Annotated in this window: 20 protein-coding genes; 15 read left to right on the top strand and 5 right to left on the bottom strand. The window is 58.4% G+C overall.

Annotation, left to right across the window (positions count from 1 at the left end; translation table 11 throughout):
- The first annotated feature begins 55 nt into the window (after nt 1–55).
- Complete coding sequence (locus DW349_RS01710; RefSeq protein WP_108127382.1) at nt 56–478, top strand: GNAT family acetyltransferase; 423 nt, start codon at nt 56–58, stop codon at nt 476–478.
- Entirely contained in the window at nt 475–1,548 is a 1,074-nt protein-coding gene (locus DW349_RS01705; RefSeq protein ID WP_108127384.1) for an AraC family transcriptional regulator, read from the top strand. Before DW349_RS01710 ends, DW349_RS01705 begins: the two co-directional genes overlap by 4 nt.
- Here the strand turns inward: DW349_RS01705 and DW349_RS01700 are convergent.
- The 4 genes from DW349_RS01700 to DW349_RS01685 are packed head-to-tail and all read right to left on the bottom strand — an operon-like array spanning nt 1,472 to nt 6,169.
- Nucleotides 1,472–2,626: an ABC transporter permease gene (locus DW349_RS01700; RefSeq protein WP_157954452.1), complete on the bottom strand. Its 1,155-nt coding sequence runs from the start codon at nt 2,624–2,626 to the stop codon at nt 1,472–1,474. The two genes, DW349_RS01705 and DW349_RS01700, sit on opposite strands and share 77 nt — an antisense overlap.
- Nucleotides 2,626–3,801 carry an ABC transporter permease gene (locus DW349_RS01695; protein WP_108127388.1) on the bottom strand — a complete coding sequence of 392 codons (1,176 nt, stop codon included), beginning with the start codon at nt 3,799–3,801 and terminating at the stop codon, nt 2,626–2,628. The genes DW349_RS01700 and DW349_RS01695 overlap by 1 nt, the downstream gene beginning before the upstream one ends.
- Entirely contained in the window at nt 3,794–4,786 is a 993-nt protein-coding gene (locus DW349_RS01690) for an HlyD family secretion protein (RefSeq protein ID WP_108127390.1), read from the bottom strand. Before DW349_RS01690 ends, DW349_RS01695 begins: the two co-directional genes overlap by 8 nt.
- Nucleotides 4,787–4,846: 60 nt before the next feature.
- On the bottom strand, nt 4,847–6,169 hold the full coding sequence (locus DW349_RS01685) for a TolC family protein (protein ID WP_108127392.1): 1,323 nt from the start codon (nt 6,167–6,169) through the stop codon (nt 4,847–4,849).
- A 140-nt stretch (nt 6,170–6,309) separates the two neighbouring features.
- Between DW349_RS01685 and DW349_RS01680 the strand changes: the two genes are divergently transcribed.
- From DW349_RS01680 to DW349_RS01620, 13 genes are all read left to right on the top strand, one after another.
- Nucleotides 6,310–6,825: a GNAT family N-acetyltransferase gene (locus tag DW349_RS01680; protein WP_108127394.1), complete on the top strand. Its 516-nt coding sequence runs from the start codon at nt 6,310–6,312 to the stop codon at nt 6,823–6,825.
- Nucleotides 6,822–7,298 carry a Cys-tRNA(Pro) deacylase gene (ybaK, locus tag DW349_RS01675; protein WP_108127396.1) on the top strand — a complete coding sequence of 159 codons (477 nt, stop codon included), beginning with the start codon at nt 6,822–6,824 and terminating at the stop codon, nt 7,296–7,298. Before DW349_RS01680 ends, ybaK begins: the two co-directional genes overlap by 4 nt.
- Before the next feature lie 31 nt (nt 7,299–7,329).
- Entirely contained in the window at nt 7,330–8,319 is a 990-nt protein-coding gene (locus tag DW349_RS01670) for a 3-oxoacyl-ACP synthase III family protein (protein ID WP_198650571.1), read from the top strand.
- Complete coding sequence (locus DW349_RS01665; RefSeq protein ID WP_108127398.1) at nt 8,316–9,296, top strand: NAD-dependent epimerase/dehydratase family protein; 981 nt, start codon at nt 8,316–8,318, stop codon at nt 9,294–9,296. The genes DW349_RS01670 and DW349_RS01665 overlap by 4 nt, the downstream gene beginning before the upstream one ends.
- Nucleotides 9,265–10,131 (top strand): MBL fold metallo-hydrolase, encoded by an 867-nt coding sequence (locus tag DW349_RS01660; RefSeq protein WP_108127400.1) that lies wholly within the window; start codon nt 9,265–9,267, stop codon nt 10,129–10,131. The genes DW349_RS01665 and DW349_RS01660 overlap by 32 nt, the downstream gene beginning before the upstream one ends.
- Before the next feature lie 9 nt (nt 10,132–10,140).
- Nucleotides 10,141–11,391, top strand: a complete 1,251-nt coding sequence (locus DW349_RS01655) for a F390 synthetase-related protein (RefSeq protein WP_108127402.1) — start codon at nt 10,141–10,143, stop codon at nt 11,389–11,391.
- Nucleotides 11,379–12,509, top strand: coding sequence for an ATP-grasp domain-containing protein (locus DW349_RS01650; protein ID WP_108127404.1), 1,131 nt, complete (start codon nt 11,379–11,381; stop codon nt 12,507–12,509). The genes DW349_RS01655 and DW349_RS01650 overlap by 13 nt, the downstream gene beginning before the upstream one ends.
- Nucleotides 12,506–13,600 (top strand): GNAT family N-acetyltransferase, encoded by a 1,095-nt coding sequence (locus tag DW349_RS01645; protein ID WP_157954453.1) that lies wholly within the window; start codon nt 12,506–12,508, stop codon nt 13,598–13,600. Before DW349_RS01650 ends, DW349_RS01645 begins: the two co-directional genes overlap by 4 nt.
- Nucleotides 13,597–14,601 carry an aromatic ring-hydroxylating oxygenase subunit alpha gene (locus tag DW349_RS01640; RefSeq protein WP_157954454.1) on the top strand — a complete coding sequence of 335 codons (1,005 nt, stop codon included), beginning with the start codon at nt 13,597–13,599 and terminating at the stop codon, nt 14,599–14,601. Before DW349_RS01645 ends, DW349_RS01640 begins: the two co-directional genes overlap by 4 nt.
- Before the next feature lie 141 nt (nt 14,602–14,742).
- The gene (locus tag DW349_RS01635; RefSeq protein ID WP_108127410.1) at nt 14,743–15,189 is read left to right on the top strand and encodes a DUF2147 domain-containing protein; all 447 of its coding nucleotides are present in this window, start codon (nt 14,743–14,745) and stop codon (nt 15,187–15,189) included.
- Nucleotides 15,190–15,326: 137 nt separating this feature from the next.
- Nucleotides 15,327–15,641 carry an ArsR/SmtB family transcription factor gene (locus DW349_RS01630; RefSeq protein ID WP_108127412.1) on the top strand — a complete coding sequence of 105 codons (315 nt, stop codon included), beginning with the start codon at nt 15,327–15,329 and terminating at the stop codon, nt 15,639–15,641.
- A gap of 9 nt (nt 15,642–15,650) precedes the next feature.
- A complete protein-coding gene (locus DW349_RS01625; RefSeq protein ID WP_108127413.1) occupies nt 15,651–16,052 on the top strand; it encodes an SRPBCC family protein in 402 nt (133 codons plus the stop codon).
- Nucleotides 16,053–16,072: 20 nt separating this feature from the next.
- The gene (locus tag DW349_RS01620; protein WP_108127415.1) at nt 16,073–16,666 is read left to right on the top strand and encodes a hypothetical protein; all 594 of its coding nucleotides are present in this window, start codon (nt 16,073–16,075) and stop codon (nt 16,664–16,666) included.
- 8 nt (nt 16,667–16,674) lie between these two features.
- Here the strand turns inward: DW349_RS01620 and rpiA are convergent, their stop codons facing one another.
- Nucleotides 16,675–17,379, bottom strand: coding sequence for a ribose-5-phosphate isomerase RpiA (gene rpiA / locus DW349_RS01615; protein WP_108127417.1), 705 nt, complete (start codon nt 17,377–17,379; stop codon nt 16,675–16,677).
- Nucleotides 17,380–17,419: the final 40 nt, after the last annotated feature.

Below are 17,419 nucleotides of genomic sequence, written 5' to 3'. Positions count from 1 at the left end.
ACTTGCCGAGGTTCCGGTGAATCGCTAGCCTGTTGCGCTTTACCGGAGTCCCGCCGTGCACATCCGCCCCTTTCAGCCGGCCGACCGCGCCGCTGTCGTCCAACTCTGGCAAGCCTGCCAACTGACTGTTCCCTGGAACGACCCGAACAAAGACATCGACCGCAAACTCAAAGTCGGTGCGGATTTGTTTTTGATTGGCGAACGCGACGGCCAAATCGTTGCCTCGGTCATGGGCGGCTACGAAGGCCACCGTGGCTGGATCAATTATCTGGCGGTCGATCCATCGCATCAGCGCCAAGGGCTGGCGCAGCAGATGATGCAAGCAATCGAACAAAAGCTGACCGATCTCGGTTGCCCCAAAATCAACTTGCAGGTCCGCAACACCAACACCGCTGTTATCGCGTTTTATGAAGCCCTGGGGTATCAGATCGATGCCGCGGTCAGTCTCGGCAAACGCCTGGAATCGGATCAGGCATGACACTGCCAGACGCCGCCCATTTCCCGTTACGCCTGACCGTTTTAGCCAGTTGGCCGCGATTGTTATTGCTGACGTTCGAGCGGCTGGGTTTGCCCGCCAATCAACTGGCGCTCGAGGCGGGCCTGAACATAGAACAACTGGCTGACGCCAACGCCCGAATACCTTCAATGGCAGTCGTGCAACTGTGGCGGCTGGGCCTGGCGCAAACCGACGCCAATCTCCCGCTCGCCATCGCCGAACACGTCAACGCCGGCACCTTTCACGCCTTGGGGTTTGCCATGGCGAGCAGTGAAACCGGCCGCGATGCGCTGGATTTGCTGCAACGCTATTACTCGCTGCTGACCACTACCATTCAACTGCATCGCGTCGAACGACCCGGCCAAAGCGGCCTGCGCATGCACTCCAGCGCGCTGCTGCATCATTTGCTGGAGAATTTCGCCGAAGCTGAATTGAACGACAGCCTGGGCCAGTTGCGCGAAGCCGGCGCCTTGGCTTTGGTATCGCTGTGTCGCCACTATTTCGGCGTACGGTTTGCGCCGCACTCGGTAATTTTCCACCGCGATCTCGGCGCCAGTCGGAACGATTACGCGCGCGTACTCGGCTGCCCGGTGCACGACAACGGCGATCAAGACACCATCTGGTTTGACAACGAATTACTCGATCGCCCACTGCCCTCGGCCAACGCCCATCTGGCGACCGTCAACGAGCAAGTCGTCGCCAGCTATTTGCGACTGTTACATCAGGATTGGCCCAGCCAGGTGGTGTCGGAAATCATTCTGCAAATGCCCGACGGCAAGGTGTCGCAGAACAGCGTCGCCGAGGCGTTGCATCTGTCGTCGCGCACGCTGCAGCGCCGCCTGAACGACGCCAACGTCAGCTTTCGCGAACTGTTGCAGCAAGCCCGGCAGGAACTGGCGGTGCAATACATTCGCCACAGCGACATCCCGATTCTGGAAATCGGCTACCGGCTCGGCTTCAGCGAACCGGCCAACTTCACGCGCGCGTTTCGCCAGTGGACGGGCGAAGCGCCGGCGCGCTATCGCGCCCGGGCACGCAACGCAGCGTTATAGCCAGGCCGCCATAAAACGCGGCCACCAACCAGGCCATACCGGCCGAAGCCTCAACGCCCATAAAAGCCGTCGCCAACAGCGTTCGCGCCGCCTGAGTAGCCGGCAGCCAGTCGGCCAGCGGCAACACCCAATCGGCCATGGCAAAAGCCGGCCAACTGATGCCTGTCAGCAACAGCAGCGGCACCGACAGCGGCAGCAACCACAACAACGGCGTTTCCATGCGCTGCATCGGCCGCGACACAACCATGCCGAGCCAGATTGCGCTGAGCACAAAGGGAGTACCGAAATTCAGCAACTGCCCGCCCGTCAGCGTCGGCCAGACACCTTCCAACGGCAACGCCCAGCGAAACAGATACACCACCAACGCCATGCCGTGCAGGCCGTAAATCAACGTCTGGGCGATAAAGCGACGCACCGGTCGCGAGCGGTCACCACGTTCGCGTTGCGCGCCCCAATGCATACCCGTCGCCAGCATCAACACCTGCTGCACCAAAAACAGATACACACCCGGCACCAGATATTGCAGATACGACAAGTCGGAATTGAACAGCGGCGTCAGCGCCAATTGCAGCGGCTCGGCCCGCGCTTGCGCCTGAACGGCGTTGCCCAGCATTTCGATGCGATAGCGCTCGGCCCAGTCGTCAGATTCAGCGCGAATGGCCTGCGCCATGGTTCGCGCCGCCGTGCCATAGACCAGAAAATTACTGGCGCTGCCGCCGTAAGCGACCGTCACCGACTGACCGCGTTCCAAGTCAGCCTGCATGCCAGCAGGAATATCCAGATAGGCCTGAACCTCGCCATCGCGCAACGCATTGGCGCGACCGGCATCCGTCGGAGTGACACGCACCACGGCCAATTGTGGCGCGGCGTCCAGGCGTTCAACCAGGCGACGGCTCGCCAACGTCTGATCCGCATCGCTGACCCAAACCGACACCTCGGTCACCACGGCCGCCTGATACGGCAGCGGATAAAACAGCGAATAAAAAATCGGTGCGCCGATCAGAATCAACACGATGCCTTTGTGTCGGAACAGCAACGCCCACTCTTCAGCCAGGATATTCAAAAACGTTTTCGCCATCAGAAATGCCCCGTCCATTTCGGGTGCGCAATTTTCTCGCGCAGCAACACCGCCGCCGGCGGCCAGAACAACAGCGTCACCACGCCGAGCGGCCACAGTTGCGGCCACAAATCCGCCAGACTCGCATTGAAATGCAGCACCTGATCCTGCCAGCGAATCAGGCTGCCGACCGGCAACAGCGACTGCCAGAAGTGCGCGACTCCGCCCATGCTGGTCACCGGAAAAGTCACGCCGATAAAGGCAAAAGCGGGCAGGGTGTACACCGCCGCGACCGACAGCGCCATGCGCAAGTTATGCAGCAACGCCATCACCAGCACCGAAGCACTGATGTAAAACGCCGCCACCCAGGCGCTCAGCGCCAACAGTCGCCACAACCGCCCACCCCAAGGCAGATTCAACGCCTGCAACGCCGCCAGGTGGTAACACAACGCCCAACCCAACATGACGATCACCAACGGCAGTAATTTGCCCAACAGCGCAACGCCCAGATGCCGGTCACTCGCGTACCACCAGTCGCCTGTACTGCCTTCACGAAATTCGCGACCGACGGCGTAGAGCGTGCTCAACACCAGCAGCACGTGCCAGACATGGCTGTGCAAAGACGCGCGCAAAAACGACTGATAATTGAGCCACTGATTGCCCGCCACCGACCGCTCGCCGCTGATCGGCACCACCTGCGCCCGTGCCTGTTCCGCCGTCTGTCCATGCACAACGAACTGACTGGCGGTTTCGTGCAAGCTGCTTTCAATCACAAAACGCACCAGCTGATTGGTCAGCAAGGTGCCCATCATGTAGCTCTGCTGATTGACGTAGGCCGGAATCTGCTGCGGCAAACCGCTTTGCAATTGCTCGGCAAAACCGTGCGGAATCACCAGATAACCGAAGCTGTGTTGCGCGCGTACCTCGGCCAGTGCCGCCTGGCTGCCGTCGTGGCGCACGCTAACGTCGAGCGTTGGCGAGCTGTTCAGCCGATACGCCAGATCGCGGCTGGCCGGGCTGTTGTCTTCATCGACCACCGCAAACGGCACCGCCTGCACCGCTGGCGTCGAGACAATGCCGCCGAGCAGCACCCAGGCCAACGCCGGCGCACCGAACAACAAAAACAGATAGCTCGGCTGACGCACGATCGTGATCAATTCACGACCGAGCACCCGCCGCAGCGCGCGTTCAGCCATGATCGGCCACCGCGCCGATCAGCACCGTCATGCCCGGCCGCCAATCGTCAATCGCCTCAAGCGGGCGCGCCTGAACTTCAAAGGTGCGCAAATCGGCCTCGCCGGTGTGCGTCGCCCGCCAGGTGGCGTATTCGCCCAGTGGCGACACGTTGCTGACGCGCAATTCGACCGAGCGTTGCAGCGCTGGCAAATAGCCTTCAATCACCGCGCCCGAGGCAAAATCGACCAGACGATCTTCGCGCACATGAAAACGCACCCAGCTGTCGTTCAGATCGGTCAGCGTGACCACCGGGAAACCGGCCGGGGCGATTTCGCCGCTGTGAATCAACACCTCGGTGACTTCACCGGCCGCCGGCGCAGTAATGCGTGTTTCCGACAACAACGACTGCACTTCCGCCAACTGCGCCTGGGCCGCATTGGCCTCGCTGCGGGCGGCGGTACGCAGTTCGTCGTCGGTGCCGTTTTGCGCTTGTATGTACTGTTGCTCGGCGGCTCGAGCGGCAAAGCCGGCGGCCTCCGCCTGCGTCTCGGCTTCGTCCAGACGCTGCTGCGACACCAGACCGTCGGCGAACAAATTCCGTAACCGCTCGGCGGTGGTTTGCGCCAAATCAGCCGCGGCCTTGGCGCGTTGCCACTGATCGCGCGCCTGCGCCAATTCTTCATCCCGTGCGCCACGGTCGGCGCGTTCACTCATCGCCTGCTTGGCGGTGACGGCGGCCTGCGCCTGATCAATGCGCGCTTCGAGTTCCGGGCTGGTCAGTTCAAACACCAGATCGCCCGCAGCGATGCGGTCGCCTTCACGTACCGCCACGTTCGCAACGCGACCGGCAATCTTGCCGCTGACGCGAATGGTTTGCGCATCGACGGTGCCTTGTAAAACCGGCTCAGGCGCACTCGCCTGAGTCAGATAGCTGTAGCCAAGAAAGCCGCCTAACACGGCCAGATAAGCCAGACTGACGACCATGGCTTTGTTTGAGTTGTTCATAACGGTTCCTGTGAAGACATCGATGACTTCGATAACTTTGATGACAAGCCGCAACCCGCCTCAGGCGTCGTTGCGATCCAGCAAGGCAAAAAATCCATTGGCGTCACCCGCGCGAATGTAGAGCCGCGCCAACGCCTGGTGTTGTTCAACCACCGCCTGCAAGCGCTGCATACGCACCGCCGCCAGCGCCGTTTCGGCTTCAATGCGATCCAGATCGGTACTCAGACCCTGGTCATAACCGCGCTGCGTCAACGCCACTTTTTCCGCGACCAGCGCTTCGGTAGACGCCAAGGCTTTGATGTTGGCTTCGGCGCGGCGCAAGTCGCGCACGTCCTGCTGCAAGCGGCTGTTCAGATCGGTTTCACTCTGCTGCCGCTGTTGCTGCGCCTGGTCCACCCGCGCCAGCGCCGCCTGGCGTTGGCGATAACGGTTGCCGCCATCGAGCAGCGCCCATTCCATCGCCAGGCCCGCGGCCCATTGCGGTTCGAGCGCGGTCAGATCGTCCTGAAGCAGTTCGTAGCGACCGAACACCGCCACCGTCGGCAACCAGCTGGCGCGATTGGCCAGCGCCCCGGCGGCGGCCAAATCGGCCTGGGCATTGAGACGGTCCATTTCCGGGCTGTCGGTTAACAAAGACGCCGCCAGTTGATCCAAGTCGGGATCGGCGGACAAAGGCGCCAGTGGGCCGGGCTGCGGCAAGGGGACAGCCGTCCCGACCAACTGACGATAAACCAGAGTGGCCAATTCCAGATCGGCCTGGGCATTGCTCAGCGCACGGCGCGCTTCGTCGCGTTCGACCTCGACAGACAGCCGGTCCGCCGCTGCGATCAAACCTTCCTGCTCGCGACGCTGCGCGCTGTAGACCTGGCGATCCAGCGTATCAAGCCGGCGCTGGCGAATATCGACCGCCTCGCGCGCCAGAATCACGCTGTAATAGCGATCCACCAATTGCAGCAACACCGCCTGACGTTGCTGATCGGCCTGCGCCTGCTGGTCGTCCAGCCGCGCATCGGCCGCAGCCACAGCGGCTTTGATGCGACCGCCGGTAAACACCGGCAGCTTCGCTTCCAACGTCGCCGTGCTGTATTGATCCTGCTGAATGGTTTCGTGCATCGGCGGCGCCAACGGATTCAGCGCCGACAAATCCACCGTCAGCGACAACTCGTCGTTCAGCTGGGTGTAGCGGCTGTTCAGCGTAACGGTCGGGCCATAGCGCCAACGTTCGGATTGAGCTTCAGCGGCGCGTGCCGCCACGGCCGAAGCCTGCGCCTGCAAACCCGGATTCTGGGTTTGCACCGTGTGCCACAGCGATTCCAGTTCAGACGCCTGCGCCAAGGGTGCCAGCAACACGGCCAGTGCAAGCCATAAAGAAGATGATTTCATAACGCCTCAGTGGGTTTCAGGCTGGAGGCGCAGTCTAGGACCGGGCGCTGGCGGCGCAGCTGTCATTTTCCGCCAAGCAGTTGTCAGTCAGGCCGGTATTTTCGATACTCGCTCGACCGTTTTTGACCATCGAGATCATCATGTCTGAGATCACCCTGGCGTCCGGCGCCCGTTTGCGCTTCGCCACCGCCGCCGACGTCCCGGCCATTCTGGGTTTTATCTGTGAACTGGCGGACTACGAACATCTGCGCCACGAAGTGGTTGCCACCGAAGCAAGCCTCGCCGCCACCCTGTTTGGCGAGCGGGCCTACGCCGAGGTCATCATCGCTGAGCTGAACGGCACGCCCGTCGGCATGGCGCTGTTCTTCCACAACTACTCGACCTTTCTGGCGCAGCCGGGCATCCATCTGGAAGACCTCTATGTGCAGCCGCAACATCGCGGCCTGAGTCTGGGCAAGGCGTTGATTACCCGGGTGGCGCAAATCGCGGTCGAGCGCAACTGCGGCCGTCTGGAATGGCAGGTGTTGGACTGGAACGAACCGGCGCGCCATTTCTACCGTCAGCTCGGCGCCGAAGCGCTCGACGACTGGCTGACCAAACGCGTCACCGGCGACACCCTGAAAGACATGGCCCAGCTGTTCGAGACCTGCCTGTGACGCCGGCCGTCAAACAACTCGACGCCGCCAAAGTTGGCTATCAACTGCATCGCTTCGAAGTCGAAGCCAGCGACGAAGGCTACGGCCTGGCCGCCGCCAAAGCGCTCGGTGTCGAGCCGGCGCGGGTATTCAAAACCCTGGTGGTCAGTTTTAACGGCGACGCCAAAGCGCTCGGCGTGTGCATTTTGCCGGTCACCGGCACGCTCAACCTGAAACGCGCCGCCAAGGCACACGGCCAGAAATCGGCGCAAATGGCCGACCCGGCCATCGCCGAAAAAACCACCGGCTACGTGGTTGGCGGCATCAGTCCGCTGGGTCAGAAAAAACGTTTGTCGACGGTGCTGGATGCCAGCGCTGAAACGCTGGAAACCCTCTTTGTCAGCGGCGGCAAACGCGGTTTGGATTTGGAATTGGCAACCGACGCACTGGTGCAATTAACCGGCGCGAAACTGGCACCGCTGTTGAACGATTGAGCCGGCAGGTGCCGCTGAAAAGGACGTTCTTATGGCCTTTGTGATTCGTGCCAGCGCGCACTACCTGCCGCGCACCCAGCTCAGTGCCGAACAGCTCGACGTTCGCCTGGGTTTGCCCGCCGGCCATTGTCGCCAGCGTTACGGCGTGGACGTTCGTCACTACGCCGAAGCCGACGAAAGCGCGCTTTTTATGGGCGCCGAGGCGGCTCAGGCCGCGCTGAATGAAGCCGGCCTGACACTCGCCGACATCGACTTATTACTGAGCGCCAGCGGCACCAATCATCAGGCTTTGCCTTATAACGCCGCCGGTCTGCTGCACGCCATGCAATCGCCCGCCCCGCTCGCCAGTTTCGATGTGAACGCCACCTGCCTGTCGTTTCTGGCCGCGCTGGACCTGGCCGATGCGTGGATCGCCCGAGGCCGCCACCGCCGCGTTTTAATCGTCTCCAGCGAAGTCGCCAAGGTCGGCGTGCACGATCACGACACCGAAGCCGCCACCTTATTCGCCGACGGTGCCGCAGCTTTTATCCTCGAAGCCAGCGACGACAACCGCGGCCTGATCACCAGCCATTTTCAGACCCACACCCAAGGCTACGATTATTGCCAGATTCGCGCCGGCGGCAGCGGTCTGCACCCAAGCCGGCACGGTGCCGAAGTGACCACTGCCGGCAGCTATTTTGAAATGCAGGGTAAGGCGCTGTATCGATTGGTCGCTCAACTCGCACCCGATTTTATCGAGCGTGGACTGGCGCCGAGTGGGCTCAAGTTGAGCGACATCGACTACTACGTGCCGCATCAGGCCAGCCACGCCGGCCTTGCCAACCTGACCCGCCAGCTGAATCTGGACCCGGCCAAGGTCGTCAATTGCTTCGCCCGTTACGGCAATCAAATCGCCGCCTCGATTCCAATGGCATTGGACCATCTGCGCCGCCATCGGCCGATTGAACCCGGCCGCACCACGGCGTTGCTGTTCGGTTCCGCTGCGGGTCTGGCACTCGGCATGGGCGTAGTGCGGCTGTGAAACTGCTGATCACTGGCGGCACCGGCATGCTCGGCCAGGCGCTGATTCGCCAGAGCGCTGCCACTCACACGGTGCGTTTTACCGGCCGCAATCGCGCGCTCGGACAAACGCTGGCAAACACCCATGGCGCCGAATTTTTTGCCGTCGATCTGGCCGATCAATCCGGGTTAATGAATGCCTGTGCCGGCGTCGATGCCGTTATCCATTGCGCCGCACTATCGAGTCCCTGGGGAAAACGGACGGACTTCGAAACGGCTAACGTTACTGGCACCGAAAATCTGCTGCGCGCCGCCGACAAACAGAACGTCAGCCGCTTTGTTCACATCTCCACACCCAGCCTGTATTTCGATTTCGCCGACGCGCTTAACATCCGCGAAACCCAACCGTTACCCGGCCATTTTTGCAACGACTACGCCACCACCAAAGCACGCGCCGAACAGGCGGTTTTAGCGAGCAAATTACACAGCGTCATCTTGCGACCACGCGGCATTTTCGGTCCGGCCGACAACGCTATTTTGCCGCGCATCATTGCCGCTGTACGCAATGGCACACTCTGGTTGCCGTCCGGCCGGAACCCGAAAGTCGACTTAACTTACGTCGATAACGTCGCCGACGCTGCTCTGTTGGCAGCCACAAAAACAGTAACGTCTGGCGCCATTTACAACATCAGTAATGGCGAGCCGGTTCAACTGCTCGACGTACTGGCATGCCTGTTCGATGCAATCGATATACCCACACGAATTCGCACCTTGCCTTACCCGTTACTGGCGCCAGTGGTCGCTGGCGTCGAACAACTGCATCGCTGGTTACCAACACAACGCGAACCCCAATTGACGCGCTACAGCGCTGCCTTATTTCACTACCACCAAACTCTGGACATAGAGCGCGCCCGAACCGAACTCGGTTACGCGCCTCAAGTTTCCATCGACGAAGGAATTCGACGTTATGCCCACTGGCGTCAGCATTCGCTGGTTTGAATCCGGCCACTGCGTTCACCCCGGTTTTATGGTCAAACCCGGCTCTGGTTTTGCGCCGCGACAATTCCCGGCCGGCGTTGCTTTGGTCGACCATCCGACCCACGGCAAGTTGTTATTCGACACCGGCTACCACGCCCACTTCGCCGAGAGCACACGGCATTTTCCGGAACGGTTTTACGCCCTGGTCACACCGCATACCTTGCACAAAGGCGACAGCGCGAAAGAACAAATGGCCGACTTGGGCATAGCGGCGGACGATATCGAGCATCTGGTGTTGTCGCATTTTCACGGCGATCACGTCGCCGGCGTGTGCGATTACGAACGCGCCAAACTCTATTGCGGACCGGCCGGCTACGACTTCCTAACGCACAAAAATCGGCTGCAACGATTGCAAAAAGGCTACCTCAAAGAACTGATTCCAGACGACGCCAAGACGCGGCTGAATTTTGTCGATCAGTTCGAGCTGGATGTCGGCGATATTCTGCAATTACCGACTGGAAAACTGGGCCTGACCGCCACCGATTTATTCGGCGATGAAACACTGTATCTGGTATCGCTGCCCGGACACGCAGCGGGTCAGTTAGGCATGCTGGTACGGTTACAGAACGAGTTTATTTTCCTGCTCGCCGATGCCTGTTGGTTGATCGACAACTTGCGTGACGGCGTCAATCAACACTGGCTGGCGAACATCCTGTGCGATGACCGTCGCGTTTATGTCGACACGCTAAACAAGCTGCGTCAGTGTTATCAGCAAGCTGCCGACCGGGTTGTGTTTGTGCCATCGCATTGCCAGGAGACTTCCCAAATGCTGTTGCAGCGCGGCTGGATGAACTGAATCGCGCCTATGGAAACGCTCGGTATTTTGCGCCACTTCTTAGCCACACGATGGCGACATTTCCCATCGCGTCCAGCGCTGGAAGACTGGCAGCAAAAACAACTGAAGCGGCATCTGAATTGGGTGTGTCGGCACTCGCCTTTGTATCGCGATTTTCTGGGTAAACCACTCGACGAATTTCCGCTGATGAACAAAGCCACCATGATGGCTCAGTTCGATCAATTAAATACCCGTGGGTTGCGACGCGACGAGTTGTTTGATCTGGCATTGAACGCGGAGAAAACGCGCGATTTCAGTCGTTCAAACATCGCAGATGTGACAGTGGGCTTGTCATCCGGTACGTCCGGGCAACGCGGTTTATTTATTGTTTCCCGCGCTGAACGTCTGGAATGGGCCGGGACCATTTTCGCCAAATTATTACCAACTCTGCGCCAGCCGCAGCGCATCGCTTTATTACTGCGTGCTGACAGCTCGTTGTACCAAACGGTGCATCGCGGTCGCATCCAGTTTCACTACGTCGATCTGAGCCAACCACCCGAACAATGGCTGGAATCGCTCGAACGGTTTCAGCCAACGATTCTAGTCGGCAGCGCTCAGGCGTTGCAGTGGTGTGCCCGCAACAGCGAACGGCTGGCACCGAACCTTGTCGTTTCGGGTGCGGAAGTATTAACACCGACGGACCGGGCCTTATTGCAGCAACGCTTTAACTGCCCGATCAACGAAATCTACCAGTGCACCGAAGGGTTTTTAGCATGTACACAACGCGATGGTGTGCTGCGCTGGAACGAAGATGCGGTGCACATTGAACCGAAGTGGCTGAACGCAGCACACACGCATTTTTCACCAATCATCACCGACTTCCGGCGACGCACTCAGCCCATCATCCGTTACCAGTTGGACGACGTGATTGAGGTAGGAAACATGCCCGGCGTGTTTCAATCCATCGGTAACATCGGCGGGCGTTGTGGCGATTTATTGCAACTGCCTGGCGCTGACATAACCGTCACCATAATGTCCGATCTCATCTACCGCGCCATTGCATTAGCCAGTGCGGAAACTCTCGACTACCGCATCAGTCAGTTGTCAGCTCATCGGTTACGCATCGAAAGCAACGCTCAGCACTCCGCCATTGAGCAGGCGTTGACAACTTTGTTTCGTCAGCAAGGCGCGCTCGGTTCGCTTGAATTTGAACACGCCCCTGCGCCCGTCTGGCAGGCCACCCAAAAACAACGTCGGGTGGTCAACGCATGGACGTCTTAATCACCGGCGCACGTGCACCGGTCGCATTGGAGTGGGCACGCCTGGCGCTCGCCGGCGGTCACCGTGTTTGGTTGGCCGACAGTCTGCATTGGCCTTTGGGCCGTTTTATCCAAGGCATCGAAGGCTACATAAAACTGCCACCGCCACGATTTCAATTCGGCGCGTTTTCAGCAACCCTGAACGGTTTCCTAAACCGGCAACACATCGATTTATTGATCCCAACCTGTGAAGAAATTTTTTATCTGGCGCAAGCAAAACACCAAAGCAATAACCATACGCATTGGCTTATGCCGGAAAAAAATTTGTTGTTTCAGCTGCACAACAAATTCGACAGCTTACCGCTGCTCGACGGACTCGCTGGCGTACGCACCCCAGCAACTTATTTGTGCCAACACCCGGACGATATTCGCGACGACCGCAACACCATTTTGAAGCCCGTTTTCTCGCGCTTCGGCCGGCAATTTATTGAGCACCCAGAACCCGGTGTCCTGACCAGTGAACAACTCAATCCGCGACGCCCTTGGGTACAACAACGCCGTTTATCCGGCGAAGCGTTATGCAACTACGCTCTCTATCAACACGGCCAATTAATCGCCCACCAGGCCTATCGGCCGCTGTATCGGTTCAACCAGGCAGCCGCCAGTTATTTCGATCCAATCGATGATGCCCGCCTGCATCAATTCGCACTGGAGTTCGGTCAGCGCACTGGTTTTCATGGCCAGGCGGCTTTTGATTTTATTGAGCAAGACGGCCAGCTGTATTGTCTGGAATGCAACCCACGCGCAACCAGCGGACTGCATTGTCTGCGACAACAGTTGCAATTGAATTCAGCCGGGGAGTTCGTCTACAGAAAAGACACGTCCCACGCTTACAGAGTCGGTTTCGGTCTGCCGATATTTTTTTCGCTCAATGCCATCCGGCAGTGTCAGTTTCCAGCGCTGTGGCGAGACTACTTCCGCGCTCAAGACGCGCTTAAAGACGCTCAGTTTCCACTGCAATTCGGCGCCCAAGCTCAGACGTTACTGGAACTGGTAGCGCGATCAGTCCGTTACCGGATGCCGCTGACCGATGCCAGTACATTCGATATCGAATGGAATGGGCCGGAGGCGTTGGCATGACAGACACAACCTCGTTAAACGCCAACGAATTCAGCCGTCGCCTGTTTGAGCGAATGCAACATCCAAATCTGATTCGCAATCTGCATACGCAATTTTTGTATTACCAGCAAGACGGCATTGCAGTGCCAACCACCCTGAACGACGCAGTGCCCGATAATTGCTGGGTGGTGTCGCCGCTGACGCAAATTCTTGGCTACGCGCAAGACGAATTACCGAAGCTGAATTCAACCGTGCTGCGCGGTTTGATGCGCGCCAGCATTGCCGTTCTTGGTACGCCGTTGCGTCGCGCTCAATTGGACAAATTGCAGATTTTCAACAACCAATGTTTGTCGACCAATGTCTACGCCGACGCCTGGCAGCAGATAAACCTGAAGGCGTTACGGCTACAGGCGCTGCAAAACCATCCCGACCATGCCTTGATGTTGCGCTCGCTGAATGCGCAACAGAATTCAATGTTGATGCACAAGGCTGATCAGGACGGCTGGCTACCCATCGTCAACCGTCAGGTTTATTTGTATCAAAACCGCGACCACTGGTGGTCGCATCACAACGCCCGCATGGACGATAAATTATTGCAGCAATCGGGTTGGTCAATTCGTCTACTCGATGCCGACAATCACGATGATCTGTTGCGTGCCGAACAGCTGTACAACCAACTCTATTTGGATAAATACAGTCGCCATAATGTGCAGTTTACTGCCGAGTATTTTGCACAATTCAGTCGCGCTGGATTGTTGTCACTTTATGGCCTGTTTAATGACGACGAACTGTTAGGCGTCGCCGGATTCATCGGTGTTGACCAAACCATTACCGCGCCGATCATCGGCTACGATACGCAACAGCCACAACGACGCGCGCTGTATCGGCGATTGATGGCGTTCGTTATTCGTTACGCGCTGGACCGGAATCTCACCCTGAACCTCAGCGCTGGCTCGCCCGATTTTAAACGCCGTCGTGGCGGTGATGCCGCCATCGAATACAGCTATGTGTACGTGCGCCATTTGAACGTCTATCGACGCGCGACCTGGCGGCTTTTATCCTGGCTCAGTCGGGTTCTGTATCGACCCTTATTGGAGCGATTCAAACTGTGAATTCACTGGACAATTTCCCTTATCCCGGCGTAACCGAATGCTGGCATCCGTTATTGGAGAGCCGCGCGCTGAAAGACAAACCCGTGTCGGTATCGTTAATGGGTTTGCCATTGGTGTTGGTCCGGTTGAACGGCCAGCCGCGACTGTTTACCGACCGTTGCCCGCATCGTTTAATTCCTCTGTCGCAAGGCTTTGTTGAACGTGACTGTCTGGTGTGTCCGTATCACGGTTGGGCCTTTGATGGCGACGGCCAATTGCGAGGCACGCCCGGCACTCAGACGTGTAACACCACCGCCAAACTTTCATCTTTTCCGGTGCAGGAAAAAGACGGCTTATTGTGGACGCGCATGCAGGGCGAAGGCGGTGAACCGCTCGGGTTTTCTGACCTGCCCGGTTACGTTCATGTTCAGGCTTATCGGTCGTTGGACTGTAACTTTTTCCAGAGCATCGAAAACTTTCTCGACCCTTGCCACACGCCCTATGTTCACAAGGGTTTGTTGCGCAATCGCGGCGCGCAGCAAATGCGCATTTCACAAAGCGTGCACAGCGGCGGTTTCCGTACGCAATTCGATTTACCGCAACGACAGAACGGTTGGATTAATCGGTTGTTCGATCCGGGCGTGAATCGCAACGTCGGTCGCTTTGATTTACCCGGTCGGGTGGAATTGGATTACCTGAAAGACGATCGGATTCTGCTGCGCGTGGTGCTGTTTTTTGTGCCACACGGCGCGTCGAAGACCGGCATATTTGCGCGCCTCTACGCGACCAGATCCTGGCTGCCGTCGGCGCTGCGTTTTGCGATGTTCAAACCCTTCGCCGAAACCCTGTTCCGGCAGGATCGCGCCATGCTGGAGCAACAGCAGGCGGCGGTCGATCGCTTCGGTGAGCACTATCGTTTTGCCGATACCGACATTGTGGCCCGACCGCTTTGGGCACTGCTGCACGGCCAGACACCCAAGGCCGGTGCTGACATCGAACTGAACGTGGCGGCCGGACAATAAGCATTGCCCATGCCGCTCTAACGGATGCAATGGCCGCCCTTCGCAATGATGAACAAAGCTCACGAACCAACGCCCGACACTTGTCGGCCAACCGGAATTTGCTATGTTGCCTGCATCCCTGCCACAAACGGAAAAACAACAATGAGAACTCTCGTATCTGCTTTGACCGCTGCCACCCTGGGTCTGCTGCTGTCGCTGACGGCACAGGCTGAAAATATGTCCGCCGAAGGCCATTGGCGCACCATCGACGACGAAACCGGCCAGGCCAAAAGCATCGTGCACATCTATAACGACGGCGGTGAATTGAAAGGCGATATTGTTGAACTGCTCAACCCGTCCGAACCCAATCCGCGCTGCACCAAGTGCAAAGGTTCGCGCCGCAACCAGCCGATCGAAGGTCTGAACATCATCTGGGGCCTGGAGCAGGACGGCGCAGAATGGGTTGATGGCAAGATTATCGATCCGGAAAACGGCAAGGAATACGGCGCCCAGTTGAAAGTCACCGAAGGAGGCACCCGCCTGGAAGTGCGTGGTTATCTGGGCTTTGCATTGATGGGCCGCACCCAGACCTGGGAACGCGTTGACTGACTTACGAGTTGACTGAGTAATAGCACCATCCGGCGGGTCCATTCCGATCCGCCATTCTTTCTCCACTCCTCGTATTTTTCTTAGCTGGCTCGTATTGCGTCTTGACGTGTCGGAAATTTCCGACATATTATCGCCGCATGACGACACCTGACGTTTTTACCGTGTTGGCTAACCCGACACGACGACACATTTTGCGCTTGCTGCGCGAGCAATCGCTGACCGCCGGAGACCTGGCACGCCAGTTCGACCTCAAGCGGCCTGCGGTCTCCGAACACCTGCAGATGCTGCGGAAGGTTGGTTTGGTGCGCGAGGAAATCAGCGGCCGTAACCGCATTTACCATCTCGATGCGGGGCCGCTGCTGGCGTTGAAAACCTGGCTGAATCCTTTCGAATCTTACTGGCAACAACGGTTGAGCGATCTGAAAGACACACTAAACGACGAAGCAGAATAGGACACAGACATGACAACAACACTCGGTGCACTCGAATTTGATGAATACCTTCCGCAATCTCCCGCCGCCGTTTGGCAGGCACTAACGACGCCGGAATTGCTGGAAAAATGGTGGGCGCCCAACAACATTCGGGCGGAAGTGGGGCATCGCTTTACGTTTGATATGGGTCGCTGGGGTGTGCAGGAATGCGAGGTGCTGGTGGTCGAGGTTGAGCGACGCCTGTCCTATTCGTTCTCTACCTTCAGCACCCTGACCTGGACGCTGGAAGCGAACGGAACCGGTACCCATCTGCGCCTGGTGCACGACGGTTTCGATCTGGACAGCCCTTTGGGTAAAAGCGCATACGAAGGCATGGGCCAAGGTTGGCCGTCTGTGTTGCAACGCTTGTCAGCCTTGCTGGCCGACCAATAACAACGCAGGGAAATCACTGCATGTTGTGGATGGCTTTTGTATTGGCCGGATTGATGGTGATTCCGCCGGACGCTTTGCGATTTGAATTGATTCGTTCAGTGCGCCAACCGTCATCGTCGTTGTCGCAACTGTTAATGGGGCGACTGGCGGCGACGCTCATCGTCGCCGTGTTAACGGCCGCCCTGGTTCAGTTCTGGGCGGCCTCAAACCTCACCGGCCCATTAATGGTGGTGTTCACCGGCGTATTAACTGCCACCTGGCTGTGGATGCGGTTTTGGATTCGCACCTTTATTGCCGACCCGAACCATCCGCCGCTAAACGCCCGCGCCGGCACCGTGCTGTTATCGACTCTGTTGTCCGCCACTTTGTGGATTGCGGTCTTTACTCAGGCGGCGTTGCTCGTTGCCTGGCTCGGGGCATCGCCAATGCTGTTTATCGGTGTGCTGGTTTGGCCGTTGCTGGATGCGTTGCTGTTGGTTTGGGGTCGAGGTTCAGACCGCGCCGGACGCTGGCTGGTAGAGGAAGGCACGCAAAAACGCTGGGGCAGGATCTTGGGCAGTTTGCTGCTGGCGGTGTCACTGTGGGCAATCTGGGCCGTCCTGGCCCAGGGGTAATTCTTCAATCAATAAAACTCGCCGTCTTCAGCCATGGTGTTGATGACGGTGAGTTGCTTGACGCCATTCTGGGTGCCAAGCAACAACACATCGGCCGGACGCAACGCGAACAAGCCGTTGGTGACCACGCCGGGAATGTTATTGATCTCTTTTTCCAGCGCCACGGCGTCCTGAATGTCGAGATCAAAAACGTCCAGCACCTGATTGCCGTTGTCGGTCACCACGCCTTCGCGATACACCGGATTGCCACCCATTTTTTGCAGCTTGCGAGCGACGACGCTGCGCGCCATCGGAATCACTTCCACTGGCAACGGAAAGGCACCGAGTTTTTGCACGGCCTTGGATTCGTCGGCGATGCAGATGAACGTCTTGGCGACCGAAGCGACAATTTTCTCACGCGTCAAAGCCGCGCCGCCGCCTTTGATCAATTGCAGTTTGCGGTTGGCTTCGTCGGCGCCATCGACGTACACCGTCAGCTTGTCGACTTCATTGAGTTCGAACACATCGATGCCGTGACTGCGCAAGCGCTCGGCACTGACATCGCTGCTGGCAACGGCGCCACGGAAACGTTCTTTAACGCTCGCCAACGCATCGATAAAACAATTGGCGGTAGAGCCGGTGCCGATGCCGATGATGGCGTCGGCTTTTAAATCCGGTTTGATGAAGGCCAGAGCCGCGTCGGCGACTGCCTGTTTCAATGCTTGCTGATCCATATCGGCCTCTCATGTCGGTTGCGCGCATTATAGGCGCTCG

Origin of the sequence: Saccharospirillum mangrovi, from assembly GCF_003367315.1 — a bacterium.
In the GTDB taxonomy this organism is placed as follows: Bacteria; Pseudomonadota; Gammaproteobacteria; order Pseudomonadales; family Natronospirillaceae; genus Saccharospirillum; species Saccharospirillum mangrovi.
The sequence above is the reverse complement of the archived record's forward strand: the minus strand, read 5'-3'. Positions and strand labels throughout refer to the sequence as shown.

Bases quoted from the DNA above. Each gene is read 5' to 3' on its own strand.
- DW349_RS01705 (WP_108127384.1), top strand. From the start codon at position 475: ATGACACTGCCAGACGCCGCCCATTTCCCGTTACGCCTGACCGTTTTA.
- DW349_RS01700 (WP_157954452.1), bottom strand. From the start codon at position 2,626: ATGGCGAAAACGTTTTTGAATATCCTGGCTGAAGAGTGGGCGTTGCTG.
- DW349_RS01695 (WP_108127388.1), bottom strand. From the start codon at position 3,801: ATGGCTGAACGCGCGCTGCGGCGGGTGCTCGGTCGTGAATTGATCACG.
- DW349_RS01690 (WP_108127390.1), bottom strand. From the start codon at position 4,786: ATGAACAACTCAAACAAAGCCATGGTCGTCAGTCTGGCTTATCTGGCC.
- DW349_RS01685 (WP_108127392.1), bottom strand. From the start codon at position 6,169: ATGAAATCATCTTCTTTATGGCTTGCACTGGCCGTGTTGCTGGCACCC.
- DW349_RS01680 (WP_108127394.1), top strand. From the start codon at position 6,310: ATGTCTGAGATCACCCTGGCGTCCGGCGCCCGTTTGCGCTTCGCCACC.
- DW349_RS01670 (WP_198650571.1), top strand. From the start codon at position 7,330: ATGGCCTTTGTGATTCGTGCCAGCGCGCACTACCTGCCGCGCACCCAG.
- DW349_RS01660 (WP_108127400.1), top strand. From the start codon at position 9,265: ATGCCCACTGGCGTCAGCATTCGCTGGTTTGAATCCGGCCACTGCGTT.
- DW349_RS01655 (WP_108127402.1), top strand. From the start codon at position 10,141: ATGGAAACGCTCGGTATTTTGCGCCACTTCTTAGCCACACGATGGCGA.
- DW349_RS01650 (WP_108127404.1), top strand. From the start codon at position 11,379: ATGGACGTCTTAATCACCGGCGCACGTGCACCGGTCGCATTGGAGTGG.
- DW349_RS01645 (WP_157954453.1), top strand. From the start codon at position 12,506: ATGACAGACACAACCTCGTTAAACGCCAACGAATTCAGCCGTCGCCTG.
- DW349_RS01635 (WP_108127410.1), top strand. From the start codon at position 14,743: ATGAGAACTCTCGTATCTGCTTTGACCGCTGCCACCCTGGGTCTGCTG.
- DW349_RS01630 (WP_108127412.1), top strand. From the start codon at position 15,327: ATGACGACACCTGACGTTTTTACCGTGTTGGCTAACCCGACACGACGA.
- DW349_RS01625 (WP_108127413.1), top strand. From the start codon at position 15,651: ATGACAACAACACTCGGTGCACTCGAATTTGATGAATACCTTCCGCAA.
- DW349_RS01620 (WP_108127415.1), top strand. From the start codon at position 16,073: ATGTTGTGGATGGCTTTTGTATTGGCCGGATTGATGGTGATTCCGCCG.
- rpiA (WP_108127417.1), bottom strand. From the start codon at position 17,379: ATGGATCAGCAAGCATTGAAACAGGCAGTCGCCGACGCGGCTCTGGCC.